Raw genomic sequence first — 15,682 nt, forward strand, 5'->3', positions numbered from 1 at the left:
GCTGTGGCTCAACAGCGGCACGCCCACGCCGCAACACTGAAAAAGCTCAAGGCCTTTGGCTTGAGCTTGCCCGGCACCACCCCCAAAAGCCCATGGCCGGGGCATGACGATGTGGCGGTCAATAACAAGACCTTCGTGTACCTGAGCTTGCACGACGACGGCGGCCTGGCCGTATCCGCCAAGCTGCCTGTAACCGGCAAGGCCGTGCTGGAGGCATACCCCAATGCCAAACCCACGGGGTATGGCCTGGGCAAGAGCGGATGGGTTTCGCTGAGCTTTGCGTCCGACGAAGCGGTGGTGCTGGACACCGTGATGCGATGGATGATGGAAAGCTACCGTGCGCAGGCACCCAAGCGGCTGCTCAAGCAGCTAGAGGATGAGCAGCCGTGGGTGAAGGCGGGGGAGTTGCCGGATGGGAAGCGGTAGTTCGTCGAACGCGTCCAATTAGATTGGTTGTTGTAGAGTTTGTCGCTATTTTGTTTTGGGTCACGATGAGGCCTGGTGGCAATTCAGTTACAAATCAACCACTTATAAATGCCGGGAGTGGAATCATGGTTCAAAACGACTCTGTTGATGAGACAGGTTTCACTGCAAACGTTAGACCGCAGACAAACACCGCTCCATTCACTCACCAACATGAAGTTTCAAGCCACAGTCATTCCATCCGGTAACGCGACCGCCGTTGTGGTTCCAGCAGCAGTCATGGAGGCCCTTGGGCCTGAGGCTAGGCCGCTCGTTGTAGTTTCAATCAATGGTCATACTTGGCGAAGCAGAGTAGCCCTCATGCGCGGGCAGTGCTTGATTGGAATCAGTGCAGCCAATAGATCTGCAAGTGGCATCGCCGAGGCGGAACTGATCCAAGTTGTGCTTGAACGCGACACTGAGCCAAGAGTAGTGCCAGAGCCCACAGATCTCGCGGCAGCTTTGGACAACATCCGGGAAGCGCGATTGGCCTTTGATCGCTTGCCGTTTGGTCTTAAGCGCAAGCACGTCAAGGCAATCGAAGAAGCCAAGTCTCCAGAAACCCGGCAACGCAGAGTGTTCAAACTCGTTGCTGATTTGCGGCAAGGTGCGGCCTAAGCCAACCTTACTAAACTTCTCGCTGCGGTGCACTCGCTTTTTTGACCCAAAAAAAGCCCACGCTGAGCGGGCGGGTGTTGTCATCTCGTGGTTGCCGGAGGATGTGGACTGGCTGCTATCCCACTCCGCTGTGCTGCCATTTCACTTCACATACTTGTATTGGACGGGCTGTGCGGACGGACAGCGTCACGGTGCCCGTCCATGGCACATTGTTTCTGGCCCACCGTTGGGTGGTGGCATGAACAGGCGAGAGCAGTGCGGTGCAGCTATGGAGGTGTGAGCTCGTTAGTTGGTTTGACTTTATCAACCAAGTCTTGCGCGACAGCTTGCAGGACCGCATTCCAGTCGCCTTGCACGGTTTGGCGAAATAGCCGGACCGAGGCGTACCAGGGGCTATCCGCGCGGGCCTGCAGCCAGCGCCAGTCCGGGACAGCAGCCAGCATGACCCAGGTGGGGCGGCCCATAGCGCCTGCCAAGTGGGCCACGCTGGTGTCGACACTCACCACAACGTCCATGAGTTCGCACAGCGCGGCCGTATCCGCAAAGTCGTGGATGGCATCCCCAAAGTGCCGCACGTCGGAGCGACTCTTCAACGCACCGATGTCGTCATCCCGCAGTTCCTTTTGCAGGCTGACATAGTCGAACCCCACGGGCAACCGCGACAGGAGGGTGTCCAGCGACAGACTGCGATGGGCGTCATTCATATGTTCTTTGCTACCGCTCCAAACCAAGCCTACGCGTCGCTGCTGTGTGTGCCCCAGACGTTCCCGCCACTGGGCTAGTCTGCCGGGGTTGCAGGACAGATAGGCACCCGGTGTTGGAATGTTGTTTAAGTCAGTGTCGAAGATGCCCGGCAGGCTCAGCAGCAGGCATTGGTAGTCAAATTGCGGCAGTGCATCGCCTTTGCTGACCCATTCAGAAACCCCCTCCAGTGCTTGCAAAGCATCCAATAGAGGCGAGGGCACCTCCACTATGACATGGGCACCCCGCGCGGCCAAGAGGCGGGCGTAGCGAGAGAATTGGATCATGTCGCCCAGTCCCTGCTCGCTGTGTACCAGCACGCGGAGACCCTTTACCGGTTCCTGGCCTGTCCATGTGGGTTGCACAAATGTCCGCAGGCGTGCGGCACCTTGGGGTGTTTTCCAGAACCAGCGGTATTCGCTCCAACCCACTTGGAGTTGACCTCGTAGCAGCAGGATGAGGGACTTAAAGAAATGCGCCTCAGCAGCCTCCGGCATTAGGGCGATGGCCTGATCGTAACTTTCTAGCGCTGGATCCAACTGGTTGCAGGCATGGAGTACGACGCCTCGGTTGACAAGGGCATTCACGGACTGCGGATCTGTCTCCAGCGCCCGCGCATAGCTCTTCAGTGCTTCGTCCCACCGTTGCAAGGCATGCAGAGCTACGCCGCGGTTCACGAGGGCCTCCGTGTACTCCGGCGCGAGCTCAATGGAGCGCTCCAAGCTCGACAAAGCATCGCCCCACCGTCGCAGTTGTAGCAAGGCTGCACCGCGATTGCCATGGGCCTGGGCGAAATCCGCTTTGTTTGCGATAGCCTTGTCATAGCTGGCAATGGCATCTTCGAAGCGGTGCAACTCTGCCAGGGCAACTCCCATGTTGTAGAACGCTTCGGCATGGCTCGGCAGAAGTGATGTGACGCGGTCATAGGCAGCCACTGCTGCCTCCGAGCGTCCCAATTGTTGCAGTACCACGCCGCGCCTGAAGTGACCGTCTACAAAGCCTGGCATCAAGGCCAATGCTTGATCGAATCCTGCCAAGGCTTCCAATGGCTTTTCTGTTGCCTGCAAGGCCACTGCCCGGTTGTACTGTGCCTCAAACGAACCTGGCTTGATGCGCAATGCAGTGTCGTAACAGCGTATGGCCTCGCTCATTTGACCTAGCCCCTGGAACACGGCCCCCAGGCTGGCATGCGCCTGAGGGTTGTTGGGCTGAAGCTGGATCGCCTTGTGATAACTGGTCTTCGCTGCTTCCAACTGACCTAGCGCGCGACATGCATTGCCATGGTTGATGTGGTAATTGGGATCACCTGCAAATAGGGCAATGGCTTTGGCGATTCGCTCTACGGCCTCCGCAGAGCGACCCTGTTGTGCGGCAATGACGCCCAATAGATGCTGGGCTTGATGGTGTTGCGGTTGGTGCTTTAAAACTTCTTGGTAGCGTTGGCTAGCCAGTTCCAATTGCCCCCGTTGGTGCAGAGTGACTGCATCTTGGTACAGGTTGGCCCAAGGCGCGGGGAAGACAGCAGGCATGGGGTATATCGAGAGAAGGGAATGCTGTCAGCATTGTACTGAGCGCCTTGTATGGCACCCCCACTCAAAAAACAGGAAACGCTGGCCTTTGTCCCGGCCTCGTTCTCAATATTGCCCAAACTGGCATTCCTGCTTCTTTGTAGCGCTAACCTGTTAGAGCTTGAAGCTGCCGTCGCTACGCGCAACAGGGCTGGCGCAGCTGGCCGGCGTGGTCATTTCGCGATTGCCGGAGGCCGTGGACTGGTTGCTCTCCCACACCGCCGTACTGCCGTTCCATTTCACATACTTGTATTGAATAGCAGTGCTGACCGGTAGCGTCACAGTACCCGTCCAAGGCACATTGGCGCCGCTGCCTTGTATGGCCAGCGCAAAGCCTGATGCGGGCGTCCAGTTGCCAATGGCGGTCTGGTTGCCGACCACATACAGGTTTTGACCCATGACCGTATTGGCGTTCGCAATGGTGAAGGTCACTTGGCAGCCCGCCGGTGCGGCCAGTGTTGTGACGGACAGGGGGCTACTGGCGGCCGATACGTTTCCCGCTGCATCCAGTGCCTGCACGGTGTAGCTGTAGGTGGTGGAGGGCGACAGGCCGGTGTTGGTCGCGCTGGTGGATACAGAGGTCGCGACCTGGGCGCCGTTGCGCAGCAGGCGGTAGGTGGACACGCCCACGTTGTCGGTGGATGCGTTCCAACTGATGGTGGCTGCGCTGGACGTCACATTGCTCTTGCTCAAGCCTGTGGGCACGCTGGGTGGGGTGGTGTCGGTATTGAGCTTCTGGTTGATGTGGATGGCGACCGCTGGCACGGTGCCGCCGCCATTGGCAGGCAGGCTGATGCTGATTTGGCCGCTGGCGCTGACGACCACGGTGCTGCCGGTGCAAGCCGTTTGTGCGGCGTTGGCCTGACCGTCGATGACATTGCAGTAAGTGCCTGCGGGCATCAACGTTTGCAGTGTGGTGTTCCACGCGGAAAACTCGTTGTTGATCGCGATAAAGCCCTTGTTGCCGCGGCCAAAGGCGATCTGATTCACCGTGCCGCTGACAAAACTGTTGACGTCTTGCCCCGAGGTGGTTGAGCGGAACTTGACCATGTTGGAGATGTCGCTCCAGCGGTGGATGAAGTCCCAGTTCACGTTGATTTGCGGGTTGCCGTTGGCGTCAAACGGGCTGGCGCTGGGGCTGGTCTGGTCCTTGTTGGTGAAGCGGAAGCCCGAGTGCAATTGCGCATGCCCATAGGGCCACGCCAGCATGAAGATGTTGGCCAGGTCATAACGTTTGGAGCCCTGGGTGTCGTTGGTGAGGCCGGTGTAGTTGCTGGCCATCAGCGAGTCGCCGCTGCGTTCGGTGTCCCAGTTGTTGACGAAGACCGTGGCCTTGGCGCTGTCCACAAATCCCCAGGTGCCGCCCCAGTTGCCCGGCGTGCCCATGTAGGTGCGAATCTGCGAGAGCTGGTTGCCATTGGTGCCGCGGAAGGTCTCGCGCATGGCGTAGGTGAACTTGAATTCGTTGACGGTGCCGCTGGTGAAGTAGTCTGCGCGGTTCACGTTGCCATCGGGAATGATCTCGTGCGTGACCCATACCGGTGCGCCCGTCAATGTGGTCTGCGATACGCCGCTGACCACGGCCTGCAGGTCGGCCGGTTGCATATGTTTGGACGCGTCAAAACGGAAACCGTCAAAGCCCATGTTCAAGAGCTTGGTGAGGTAGTTCTTGATCTGACCGCGCACGTAGGTGGACTCGGTGGACAGATCAGGCAGGCCGACCAGGCGGCAGTTGCGGATGCTGCTCTGGTTGCCGGGGCTGCCGTAGTCGGCGTCCTGTATCGCGCAGCTGGCATGGAAGTCGTTGGTGCTGAAGAAAGGGTAAGTCAGCGTGGTGGAGTTCCAGGTCTGGCCGTTGGTGGCCGTGCCAGCGCCGGCCGCCAGGTGGTTGACGACCACGTCCGCATAGACGCGCACGCCGGCCGTGTGGCAGGTGTTGACCATGGTTTGCAGCTCGGCCTCGGTGCCCATGGCGCTTTTGAGATCGGTGTAGTTCACGGGCTGGTAGATGTCGTACCAGAAGCCCAGGCTCGCGGCTGCGTGGGGTGGTGAAATTTGCACGGCGCCGTAGCCCTGCGGGCCCAGCCAGTTGGTGCATTCCTTGGCGATGTCATTCCACTTCCAGCGGAACATCTGCACCGAGGTGTCGCTGGGGTTTAAGGCGGCATGGGCCGGGGTGGTGGCCGTCAACGCGCAGCAGAGCAGGGTGCCTGCGGCCACGAGTATTTTTGCGAGGGGTGATCGGATACCAGTTGTCATGTCTACTCCATCTAGTTGTTGATTTCGTTTGCAACGGTTCAACCTCGATCAAGCATCCCTTGGGGGCTATGGCTTGCGCCGCAGGTTTGGCTGCTTTTTGGCGGTGCTGTGCGATTGAGGTGGAGTGAATGTAGTTTTATTACTTTTTGTTGGTATTGGTGAAAACACTTGGTTTTGCGGTGATTTATAGGAAATAGTTACCTCGCGGTTACGAATTGTTGACCAATATATAGTAAAAATACATTTTCAACGGCATCCATAATGGATGCATGAAGACCCTACGCACTGACACCATCGCATGGCTAGCCGGCATTTGCGGCCTGCTGACCACTCCCTCCACCATGGCGCAGACCGCAGCAGCCCCGGCTGCCCACAAAGCCGTTGCAAGCGCCGCCTGCCCGGCGGTACTGCAACATGAGTTCCCCCGCCTGCAGGATGACGCGCCCCAGAATCTGTGCCAGTACGCGGGCAAGGTGGTGCTGGTGGTCAATACGGCGAGCTATTGCGGCTTTACCAAGCAGTACGAAGGGTTGGAGGCGCTATACGCCAAATACCAAGGCAAGGGTTTGGTCGTGTTGGGCTTCCCGTCGAACGAGTTCGGGGAGCAGGAGCCCGGGTCGGCCAAGGAGATTGCTGATTTTTGCTTCAACACCTATGGCGTGAAGTTCCCGATGTTTGCCAAGTCCGACGTCGCCGGCGCCAAGAAGAATGCACTCTATGTGGACCTTAGCAAGGCCACCAAGGCCGAGCCGCAATGGAATTTCAGCAAATACCTGATTGACCGGCGTGGCAAGGTGCTGGCCAATTACCCCAGCAAGGTCGAGCCCCAAAGCACGACGCTGGTCGCCGCCATTGAAAAGGCGCTGAACCAGCAGTGATGGCGGCGCTGGCCTAGCCAGCCCATGCCAGGTCTACAGCAGAAACGCCAGCGCGGCGACCGCTGTTGGTGCCAGGGCACCCAGCAGCAGGCCGCCTGCGCCAATGGATTCGTCGGCAAAACCCCGTTTGAGCAGCGCGACGCCGGCGGGGTTGGGTGCATTGGCAATCACCGTCAGACCACCCCCCGCCACCGCACCGGCCACCAGCGCATATTTAGCGGGGTCGGTGATGCCGGTGATTAACGAACCTAGGTATGTGAGCGCGGCGTTGTCGGTCAGCGCGGTCAGCCCCATGGCGCCAAAGAACAGGGCAGTGGGCTGCAGGCCCGACACGATAGGTTGCAGCCACCACTGCTGCATGCCACCCAACACCACCAGGCCCGCCAGGAAGAACCCCACCAACAAGCCCTCTTTGAGTATCAAGGGGCTCTGGTGGCGCGCATAGGCCTGCGTATAGCCCAAGAAGAACAGAAACAGGCCGATGAAAATGATCGGGTGGTGGGCGAAGACCACCACGCCTGCCAGCAAGGCGATGTGAATGGCCCGCACGGTTAGGGGCACTGGGGTGGGGTGGGGTGCGTTGTCGTCCGCCGGCGCGGCGGCCTGTGCATCGGTCAAATGACTGCGCAGCACAAAGACCATCGCCGTGGCATTGACCAACACGGCCACGGCGGCGCGCCAGCCAAACGTGCGGGCCATGAAGGCACTGTCCCAGCTCCAGGCGTTGGCCACCATCAGCACCGGCGGTGCGGCGAAGGACGTGAGCGTGCCGCCAATTGACACGTTGACAAAGAGCACGCCCAGCGCTGCGTATTTCAGCCGCTCGGGCATGCCGGGCCTGAACACCAGTGGCGCCAGCAGCAGCGCGGCCAGTGTCATCGCGGCGGGCTCGGTGATCAACGATCCAATCAGCGGAACCAGGGCTAGGCAGGCCCAGGTCTGGGCTACCACGGTGCGCAGCGGGGCAAGGGCAGCAAGTGTTGAGATGAGGGCCTCCACACTGGCCAGCACTGGCCGGGAGGCTGCGACCACCATGATCACGAATACGAATAGCGGCTCGGTGTAGTGCTGCGATTCGGCGTAGCGTATGGCCTCTGGCCCGCCCACTATCAGGGCCATGGCAATGATCAGTACAAAGGCCCAGAAGCCAAAGACCACCTCGACCTCGCCCAGCAGGTGCAGCAGGCCCGCATGGCGAGGATGGCGGTGGGCCAGCTGCTCAAAGAATTTGGTGCAAAAGGTGTGCAGCAGGGCCAGCGCAAAAAGACTGGCCGCGATCACATTGATGCTGGGCATGGCGTGCTCCAAGCGGATCAGGGCGTAGCGTCCACTCCCGCCAGCGCGGCCAGCTCCGGCGTGCCCATGGCACCGCTGCGGCCTATGACCTGGCCGTTGCGGGCATCTTTGGCAACGATGTAGGGCACCGAATCGGCACCAAAGCTGTTGAGTAATTGGGTGTTGGCTTTGATGGTCTTTTCGACTTCCGCTGCCACGCTGGCGGATGCAGAAATACCGCCTTTGCCAGCCAGCAATAAAGCTTCGTGCGCGGTCATCTGCTCCACTGGGTTACTGGCGGTCAGCAGGGTCGCTGCTTGGGGCAGGCTGGAGGCGTTGATCCAGGCCACAGGTATCCATACGAACTTCAGCTTGGCGTGCAAGGGCAACGAGGCTTGCCACAGGTGGCCACAGTGGGGGCACTGCGGGTCAAAGAAGACGTAGACCGTACGAGCGCTCATCATGGAGCCCACAGTAAAGCCTTTGGCCTGTGCTGCCACGGTTTCCACGGATACGGCTTGTTTGCTGGGGCTTGCGGCGCCACTAGAGGCTTCTTGCTGGGAACAGGCGCTCAATAGCAGGGGAATGAGCGCGAGGGATGCAATCAGGGGACGACGGTTCAATGCTTACTCCGTTTTTTTGCGCACGATGGCGGCAAGTTCTTCGTCCAGCATAGAGGCTGGTACAGTGTCCAGAAATTCCGGTTCTGGGTCGGGTTGGCGCGGCACGTCCGAGAACAGTGCCCAGCTGGATTCGGTATTGGCCTCCACGGCATCGGGCACCGGAATGGGGTCACCTGGCATATAGCGCTCTTGGGACTTTTCTTGGGATGGCGCAGCGGGTTGGGCAGGTGTTTGCGACTTGGTGTTCACTACGTTTCCCTTCAAGGGTGGCTGCTAACACTGTAGCGGATTCACCGGGGGCTCGCAATTTTCACGTCCAATCCAATGGCTGGTTGGCTCAGGGGCCAATATTGCATTCACGCCGCAGCAGGGCCAGGGCATCGTGGAGCGCGTAATCCCGGTCGCTGAGCAGTGTGGGCTGTGCGTCTTCGATAAAAGCACTCCACAACTCGGCGTAGTCGTTTTGGTGGTGTTGGGGTGCGTGGCTGAAGATGTAGTCGGTGGCCAATGTTGGCTTCAGGCCGGACTTGCGCATCTTGCGGATCAGCGTGGCGGCGGCCTTTTCGGTCAGCACCGTTTTGGGTGCGCTACCTGCTGCGATGCACAGGAACAGCGTGAGCAGTGAACCATCATCGCCATGGCCGCCAGTGGCGTTGTTCCAAGCGGCCGACGCGCTGCGGTCGAAGTGGTCAATCTCGCTGATGGCGTCTTCCAGCCAGAAGTAGCGGCCCATGAAGGCCGGTGTCTGGTCGAACAATTTACGCACCGGCAGGGCGGTGTCCAAAATCTTGGGCATGTCATCCAACACAGACTGGCGAACCCGGTCCACGGCTGGCACCAACGCGGGCGGCAGGTCTTTGGGGAGGGCGAGGGGGGGCAGGGTTTGTGGGCTTGTGTCGTCGGATTTGGGGTATTTCTTGCGCAGAGCCAGAATCAGCTTCTCAAACGCCACCCAGTCTGGCATGTCACTGCGCCGTGCGGAGCGCGCCAGCAGGGCCGTGCGTATGACAGCCTCGGCATCTTTGCCAGCTTCTTCCAATTCGTCGGCAGACAGGTCAAGGCTCTGGGCCATCCAGACGGCTGCATCAACCAATTGTGTGGCTTGTGTGCGCTGGGCGAGTTCGGTCTGGTACTCGGGCAGCGTGCGCAACGACCATTTGGCTAGCAACGGAATTTGGTCGTCGGTGAAAGCACGACCTTCGTTCATGCCGAAGTGGCTGTTTTGCGGCATGGCGATCAGGGCCTTGAGCATGTCCGAGCCACCCTTGGAGCGCGACAGAAAGGAGTTGTCGCGCAAGGACTCGGCCGCCAGCCGCAGGTCACCGCTGCTGCTGCTTTCCAGGTACAGGCTGATCAGGTTGACCATGCGGTCCCGGGCTTTCTCTAGCTCGGGGCGCAGAAATTCGGTGCCGAAGTAGCGCGCGATCTGCACCATGCCCTTGGGCGCGTCCTGGCAGATGCTGTCCAGCTTGGCCTGGTTGATGATGCCGTGCTGTACGCCGTATGCCAGAGCCTTTTCGAAAAACGGCCGCGCGTCGAACAGCGAGATTGCGTGGGGCGTCATCAGATGGCCGATTCCTCGTCGTCGTCCTCGCGGGCCGCGGGGGTTGCCTTGCCGCGGTCGGTGTCTCCGGTTTCCACCTTGCCGTCATCGTCTTCCTCGGCCGCTGCTTCTGCCTCGTCATCACCGTCCAGGCCCAGATCGTGGGCACGTGCCTTGGCACGCAGCACCAAGACGGTTTCCGTGAAAAGGTCGGGGCACTCGTGGCGCAGCAGCCAGGCCAACTGCATCCAGTCCTGATCGGTCACTTCATCCAACTCGATGCGGGGCGGCGCATAGGCCAGCGACAGCAGGGCGGTTTCGGACAGCATCTCGCCGTCGTCTTCCACGGTGTCGAAGGTGCCGGTGCGGGCAAAGGCTTCGATGCGGCTCCACTTTTCGGAGAAGTAGTCAGCCAGCGCCTCGCTACCGCCCTCCAGATCGCCAATGGCGTTGAGGAATTCAACCGGGTCGCCATCTTCGCGGAAGATGACCGAGTTGACCATGCCACGCAGGTGCGTACGGGTCAGGTCCTTGTATTGCTTCTCGATGACCACGGCCCGGGCAAACATCTCGGGCGTGACCAGCAGGTTGATGACGGACTCTTTGGAGTTGTCGTATTCACGTATCACCGCCAGGATGTCCTTGGGCGGCAACTGCTCCAGCACCACCATCAGGGCGCCATCGCCCTCGGTGTCGGCCAACTCGACCAATGCGGATTCGGCGGCAACGATGTCGCCTGCGGCGATCAGGCTCTGCGTCTTGGCAATGAGTGCAAGGTTGTTGCTCATGCCATCACTCCTTGCGGTCAAAGCCTTGCTCGACCATCCAGTCGGCAGCGGCCTCTTCGCGGGTACGGGCCTCGGCCTCTTCCGCGTCCTCCACCTCGTTGTCGGTCTCCTCTTCGTCGTCCTCCGCTTGGTCAGCTTGCGGGTGTGCAGGCATGCTGACCATGTATTCCAGCGCAGCGGCAACGGTCAGGAACCACTCGCCCATAGGCTGCTTGTGCAGAACGCGCACCAAGGCATCGGTCCACGGCGCCATTTCGATGGCGTGGGCCAAGCTGTCCCAGTCGGGTAGGTTGTCGGGCTCGTGGCTGAGCAAGTCGTCCATGGCCGCTAAGGAGTTGAAGCGAAAGCCCTTGTGGAAAACGACCGCCACCATCTCGGGGCTGATCTCCATCATGTGGACCAGGAATTCCATTTCCTTGCGCCGTTGCGCCAAACGCTTGTCCAGGATATGGACGCCTTCGGAGTCAAAGCTCAGGTCTTCCAGTTCCGCGCTATAGGCCGAGCGCAGGTTGCGAAAGTAGGGGGAAATGTTCATTCAGGTCGGTCTAGGTTGAGTCGGTTGAAATAGGTTTGCCAAATTTCGCGGGCGGTGTCGATGGGGCTGTCCAACAGATTGCGGCGGCGGTTGTCGTCATAGGCTTGGCGTTTGCCGTCGTCCGACAGCACGTCATAAGCCTCTTGCACCGCACGAAAACGCGCGGGCGCTCCGGGGTCGCTGTTGCGATCCGGGTGGTGTAGGGATGCCTGTTGGCGGAAGGCCTTCTTGATATCGGCCAAAGTGGCCGAACTGTTGAGCCCCAAGGATGCGTAGTGGTCTTTCACTCAAATGCTGCGCAGTGCAGCATTCATGGCTCGCGTGGCGTGGGCATGCATGCAGGGGTTCCGAAAAATGGGCGTCTGCTATTTTAACCCGGAGGCCTGAATACGGCGCCTTCAGGGCATAGGGGTTGATTGGTGCAATGGAGTCGAAAGGCCAGCAGCATCAATCTGGCATCAATGTTGCTTAGTTCGATTGCGACTGAGGGTCGTCTCCTGGTGAGGTTGTTTGTCTGACCTCACTTTATCCCCCAGCCTTCACTGGCTTGGGGGATTTTTTCTGGGCCTTCAGGCCTTTAGATCCAACAACGTCCCACTCATCTGGCTGCTGGTTTTGAACACATTGAGGTTCGCCAGGAAAGCGTTTTTGGCCTGCAACTGCGCAACCATGTCGGTTTCCAGAGCCGAGCCCTCGACGCCGGACTTACTGAACGCCGTTGTGACACCGCCATTCTTCTGCTCGGTCTGCACCACCTCTTGCCGTTTGAACGGGCTGGTTTCGACATTGGCGACGTTATGGGCAGATGTGTCCAGCCGCGCTTGTGCAGCGTTCATGCCCGATAGGGAAATGGATGCAACGGATGCCATGGTGTTGTGTGCGGGGCGTTTATTGGGGTGATGTGCTCTATGGCTCAACAATAGTCCAAATCGGGCTTGGATACAAACGCGATAAAAGCCATAGAGTGGAAGGCCGGCGTTTCGCCGCCAGGGCCGACCGCTGCGGCGCAGCAGGAGGTGTGCGTATGAAGTTCCTTTGGTCATGGCCTATGGCCTTGGTGTTGACCGCCAGCTGCGGCGCGGCTGTAGCCCAGCGCGCCACCTGTAACGCCAGTTACAACGCGTCGACGGGGGCACTGGCTGTGCCGGCGGCGGTGGTTGGCGCTACCAAATATGCGGCCACGCTATCGCTGCTGGGTGGTTCGGCGATGGCGTTCAAGCTGGATGGCGCCGCCGTGACAACAAATGCCTGCTATGACCCTGCTACGTATGACGGAAGTACCGTCAGCATTCCATCGGTGGGGGTTGGCAGCGATTACTACGCCGCCACCCTGGTGCTCGTGCCTGGCAGCAACCCTCTGCAATTCGGTCAGATCGTGGCCCGCAAAAGCCCGCGCCTGGTGCCCGATCCCGGTGTGCGTGTTGCCATGGCCAGCAATCCATTTGCCTCGGTTGCCAGCAACGGTATCACCTACCTGGGCTATCAAGACCGAGGCGGCGGCAGCGCCACGCGCTTCCAGTCGGCCAGCGACGGGCTGAATTTTGCAAATCCCACCGTGCTGACCTATGGCAACCGATCGGTGGACTCGCGCAGAACCCTGATGCCCGACGGCAAGACGTGGCGGCTCTACCAATACGACCTGGTCGCCAAGACCATGGGAAGTTACAGCTCCGCGGACGGCAATAGCTTCGCCGCCGACGCCGGCACACGCTACGCCCCCGCCGCGGCAGACAACAACAGCCTGGGTGTGTACGACAGTTATGTTGCTGGTGACGGCTCCGTGGTGCTGATCTATGTGGGTGACTTGGCTGGCAAGAACAATCTGCGCATGGCCCGATCGACCGACAATGGCCTGAGCTTCAGCCTCTTGAAGGGCAATGTCCTTGGCGATGATGACGCGGGTGGCGGTGGCAGTTCTTTCATCGACAACAAGACACTGTTGTTGGCAGATGGCCGCAGGCGCATGGTGACGATGCGGGCCAATGAGATTCACAGCTTCATCAGCGGCGACGGCCTGACCTACGCGCGCGAGCCCGGCGTACGCCTGAAGACCTCGGACTTTGCCAGTGTCGGCGTCACCATTTATTCACTGAATGACCCCGTCATGGTGCACACACAGGATGGCAAATACCGTGTCTACGTGGCGGCGTCCACGTCCAATGCGATGGATGAAGGGCCAGGCAATACCAACTGGGCGATCGTCAGTGCCGTCTGGAGCGACTGACTGCGACGATTTAGCGCGGACTGAATGCGGTTAAAATCCTGCTATCAACTTTGTATAAGAGCGAGAAAGGCAATCTGGTTATGACACCGCGAACTACACCGGCGACATTCACGACAAGCGAATAAGGCCGTAGTCCGCGCGCCTTGTGCGTCGCCAGCTACCAAATTCATAGTTAAGCGCGGACCGTTCCGCGCTTTTTGCTTTTCTGATCGACTCTTTTTAGGTACCCACCATGATTCAAATTACGCTTCCCGATGGTTCCCAACGTGAATTTCCCGGCCCCGTCACCGTGGCCGATGTCGCCGCATCCATCGGTGCAGGCCTGGCCAAGGCCGCGCTGGCGGGCAAGGTGGATGGCAAGGTGGTGGACACCAGCTTCCAGATGACAGCCAATAGTGCGCTGTCCATCATTACCGGTAAAGACGCCGACGGCCTGGAGGTCATTCGCCACTCCACGGCCCACTTATTGGCCTATGCGGTGAAAGAATTGTTCCCCGAGGCGCAGGTGACCATTGGCCCGGTCATCGAGCACGGCTTCTTTTACGACTTTTCCTACAAGCGCCCATTCACACCCGAAGACTTGGCTGCCATCGAGAAAAAGATGACGGCGCTGGCGGCTTTGGACGAACCGGTCACACGCCGGGTGTTGCCGCGCGATGAGGCCGTGGCCTATTTCAAAAGCTTGGGCGAGCACTACAAGGCCGAGATCATTGAAAGCATTCCTGCGGATCAGGACGTGTCGCTGTACCGCGAAGGCAAGTTTGAAGACCTGTGCCGTGGTCCTCACGTGCCCAGCACCGGAAAACTGAAGTTTTTCAAGCTGATGAAAGTGGCCGGTGCTTACTGGCGTGGTGACCATAAGAACGAAATGCTGCAGCGTATTTACGGTACAGCCTGGGCCACGAAGGATGAATTGCAGCAGCATCTGACAATGCTGGAAGAGGCCGAGAAGCGCGACCACCGCAAACTAGGCCGTGAGCTGGACCTGTTCCACATTGACGAGCATTCCCCCGGCACCGTGTTCTGGCACCCCAAGGGCTGGACGCTGTGGCAGGGCGTGGAACAGTACATGCGCAAGGTCTACCAGGACAACGGCTACCAGGAAGTCAAAGGTCCGCAGATCCTGGACCAGGGGCTGTGGGAGAAGACCGGCCACTGGGACAAGTACCGCGAGAACATGTTCGTCACCGAGTCGGAAAAGCGCGACTACGCGCTCAAGCCGATGAACTGCCCCGGTCACATCCTGATCTACAAGCACGGCGTCAAGAGCTACCGCGACCTGCCGCTGCGCTTTGGTGAATTCGGTGCCTGCCACCGCAACGAGCCCTCGGGCGGCCTGCACGGCATCATGCGTGTGCGCGCTTTTACACAAGACGATGGCCACATCTTTTGTACTGAGGACCAGATCCAGGGCGAAGTGAAGGCCTTCACCATGCTGCTGCAAAAGGTCTACGCGGACTTTGGCTTTCACAACATCATCTACAAGATCGCGACACGCCCTGATCAGCGCATCGGCACCGAGGAAAGCTGGGACCGCGCCGAGGCCGCCCTGGCGGAAGGCCTGCGTGCATCCGGATGTGAGTTTGAGTACCTGCCGGGCGAGGGCGCCTTCTACGGCCCCAAGATCGAATACACGCTGAAAGACGCGCTGGGCCGCCCCTGGCAGTGCGGCACCATCCAGATCGACCCCAATATGCCAGAGCGTCTGGACGCCGAATTTGTCGGTGAAGACGGGGCCCGCCACCGCCCGATCATGCTGCACCGCGCCATTGTGGGTAGCCTGGAGCGTTTCATCGGAATTTTGATCGAAGGCAGCGCTGGCGCTTTGCCGGCATGGCTGGCGCCGGTCCAGGTGGCGGTGCTCAATATCACCGACGCCCAAGCCGAATATGCCCGTTCCGTGGCTAAAACGCTGCAAAATCAAGGGCTTAGAGTCAATTTAGACCTGCGCAACGAGAAGATTACGTATAAAATACGGGAGCATTCGATGCAGAAGCTGCCGTACCTCGTCGTTATTGGCGATAAGGAAATGGCAGCAGGTGCTGTTGCAGTGCGCGCCCGGGGTGGTCAAGACCTCGGTGCAATGCCCCTTGATGCCTTTGTGCAGAAAATCCTGGGTGACATTGCCAACAAGTCGGCTTAATGAGTTGGTTTGTCCGCGTGGATTG

At 59.6% G+C, this 15,682-nt stretch carries 15 protein-coding genes; 5 read left to right on the forward strand and 10 right to left on the reverse strand.

Translation table 11 applies throughout. The features are described from left to right. Positions 1-3 precede the first annotated feature (3 nt). On the forward strand, positions 4-426 hold the full coding sequence (locus tag AC07OO_RS20055) for an MmcQ/YjbR family DNA-binding protein (protein WP_495083914.1): 423 nt from the start codon (positions 4-6) through the stop codon (positions 424-426). A gap of 276 nt (positions 427-702) precedes the next feature. Beyond that, entirely contained in the window at positions 703-1,080 is a 378-nt protein-coding gene (locus AC07OO_RS20060) for a YdeI/OmpD-associated family protein (protein ID WP_495084118.1), read from the forward strand. A 266-nt stretch (positions 1,081-1,346) separates the two neighbouring features. Here the strand turns inward: AC07OO_RS20060 and AC07OO_RS20065 are convergent, their stop codons facing one another. Both AC07OO_RS20065 and AC07OO_RS20070 read right to left on the reverse strand, forming a co-directional pair. Next, positions 1,347-3,350 (reverse strand): tetratricopeptide repeat protein, encoded by a 2,004-nt coding sequence (locus AC07OO_RS20065; RefSeq protein WP_495083915.1) that lies wholly within the window; start codon positions 3,348-3,350, stop codon positions 1,347-1,349. Positions 3,351-3,503: 153 nt separating this feature from the next. Continuing rightward, on the reverse strand, positions 3,504-5,648 hold the full coding sequence (locus tag AC07OO_RS20070; protein WP_495083916.1) for a carbohydrate-binding module family 20 domain-containing protein: 2,145 nt from the start codon (positions 5,646-5,648) through the stop codon (positions 3,504-3,506). 269 nt (positions 5,649-5,917) lie between these two features. Here AC07OO_RS20070 and AC07OO_RS20075 point away from each other — a divergent pair, with 269 nt between their 5' ends. Further along, positions 5,918-6,526, forward strand: coding sequence for a glutathione peroxidase (locus AC07OO_RS20075; RefSeq protein ID WP_495083917.1), 609 nt, complete (start codon positions 5,918-5,920; stop codon positions 6,524-6,526). Positions 6,527-6,559: 33 nt separating this feature from the next. On the opposite strand, the gene AC07OO_RS20080 is transcribed toward AC07OO_RS20075, so the two are convergent. The 8 genes from AC07OO_RS20080 to AC07OO_RS20115 form a co-directional block, all read right to left on the reverse strand. Then, positions 6,560-7,822, reverse strand: coding sequence for a putative Na+/H+ antiporter (locus AC07OO_RS20080; RefSeq protein ID WP_495083918.1), 1,263 nt, complete (start codon positions 7,820-7,822; stop codon positions 6,560-6,562). 17 nt (positions 7,823-7,839) lie between these two features. Beyond that, on the reverse strand, positions 7,840-8,424 hold the full coding sequence (locus AC07OO_RS20085; RefSeq protein WP_495083919.1) for a DsbC family protein: 585 nt from the start codon (positions 8,422-8,424) through the stop codon (positions 7,840-7,842). 3 nt (positions 8,425-8,427) lie between these two features. After that, the gene (locus AC07OO_RS20090; protein WP_495083920.1) at positions 8,428-8,673 is read right to left on the reverse strand and encodes a hypothetical protein; all 246 of its coding nucleotides are present in this window, start codon (positions 8,671-8,673) and stop codon (positions 8,428-8,430) included. Positions 8,674-8,761: 88 nt separating this feature from the next. Continuing rightward, complete coding sequence (locus AC07OO_RS20095) at positions 8,762-9,988, reverse strand: hypothetical protein (RefSeq protein WP_495083921.1); 1,227 nt, start codon at positions 9,986-9,988, stop codon at positions 8,762-8,764. Then, entirely contained in the window at positions 9,988-10,755 is a 768-nt protein-coding gene (locus AC07OO_RS20100) for a hypothetical protein (RefSeq protein ID WP_495083922.1), read from the reverse strand. Before AC07OO_RS20100 ends, AC07OO_RS20095 begins: the two co-directional genes overlap by 1 nt. A gap of 4 nt (positions 10,756-10,759) precedes the next feature. Continuing rightward, positions 10,760-11,290, reverse strand: a complete 531-nt coding sequence (locus tag AC07OO_RS20105; protein ID WP_495083923.1) for a hypothetical protein — start codon at positions 11,288-11,290, stop codon at positions 10,760-10,762. Then, complete coding sequence (locus tag AC07OO_RS20110) at positions 11,287-11,577, reverse strand: DnaJ domain-containing protein (protein ID WP_495083924.1); 291 nt, start codon at positions 11,575-11,577, stop codon at positions 11,287-11,289. The genes AC07OO_RS20105 and AC07OO_RS20110 overlap by 4 nt, the downstream gene beginning before the upstream one ends. A gap of 282 nt (positions 11,578-11,859) precedes the next feature. Further along, complete coding sequence (locus AC07OO_RS20115) at positions 11,860-12,159, reverse strand: flagellar basal body protein (protein ID WP_495083925.1); 300 nt, start codon at positions 12,157-12,159, stop codon at positions 11,860-11,862. A 155-nt stretch (positions 12,160-12,314) separates the two neighbouring features. On the opposite strand from AC07OO_RS20115, the gene AC07OO_RS20120 reads away from it, so the two are divergent. Beyond that, positions 12,315-13,514 (forward strand): hypothetical protein, encoded by a 1,200-nt coding sequence (locus AC07OO_RS20120; RefSeq protein ID WP_495083926.1) that lies wholly within the window; start codon positions 12,315-12,317, stop codon positions 13,512-13,514. A 232-nt stretch (positions 13,515-13,746) separates the two neighbouring features. Then, positions 13,747-15,657 carry a threonine--tRNA ligase gene (gene thrS, locus AC07OO_RS20125; RefSeq protein ID WP_495083927.1) on the forward strand — a complete coding sequence of 637 codons (1,911 nt, stop codon included), beginning with the start codon at positions 13,747-13,749 and terminating at the stop codon, positions 15,655-15,657. Positions 15,658-15,682: the final 25 nt, after the last annotated feature.

This window comes from Rhodoferax sp. GW821-FHT07G04 (assembly GCF_059418585.1).

Coding starts and splice junctions, on each gene's coding strand:
- AC07OO_RS20060 (WP_495084118.1), top strand. CDS start 703: ATGGAGGCCCTTGGGCCTGAGGCTAGGCCGCTCGTTGTAGTTTCAATC.
- AC07OO_RS20095 (WP_495083921.1), bottom strand. CDS start 9,988: ATGACGCCCCACGCAATCTCGCTGTTCGACGCGCGGCCGTTTTTCGAA.
- AC07OO_RS20080 (WP_495083918.1), bottom strand. CDS start 7,822: ATGCCCAGCATCAATGTGATCGCGGCCAGTCTTTTTGCGCTGGCCCTG.
- AC07OO_RS20120 (WP_495083926.1), top strand. CDS start 12,315: ATGAAGTTCCTTTGGTCATGGCCTATGGCCTTGGTGTTGACCGCCAGC.
- thrS (WP_495083927.1), top strand. CDS start 13,747: ATGATTCAAATTACGCTTCCCGATGGTTCCCAACGTGAATTTCCCGGC.
- AC07OO_RS20105 (WP_495083923.1), bottom strand. CDS start 11,290: ATGAACATTTCCCCCTACTTTCGCAACCTGCGCTCGGCCTATAGCGCG.
- AC07OO_RS20070 (WP_495083916.1), bottom strand. CDS start 5,648: ATGACAACTGGTATCCGATCACCCCTCGCAAAAATACTCGTGGCCGCA.
- AC07OO_RS20075 (WP_495083917.1), top strand. CDS start 5,918: ATGAAGACCCTACGCACTGACACCATCGCATGGCTAGCCGGCATTTGC.
- AC07OO_RS20100 (WP_495083922.1), bottom strand. CDS start 10,755: ATGAGCAACAACCTTGCACTCATTGCCAAGACGCAGAGCCTGATCGCC.
- AC07OO_RS20115 (WP_495083925.1), bottom strand. CDS start 12,159: ATGGCATCCGTTGCATCCATTTCCCTATCGGGCATGAACGCTGCACAA.
- AC07OO_RS20065 (WP_495083915.1), bottom strand. CDS start 3,350: ATGCCTGCTGTCTTCCCCGCGCCTTGGGCCAACCTGTACCAAGATGCA.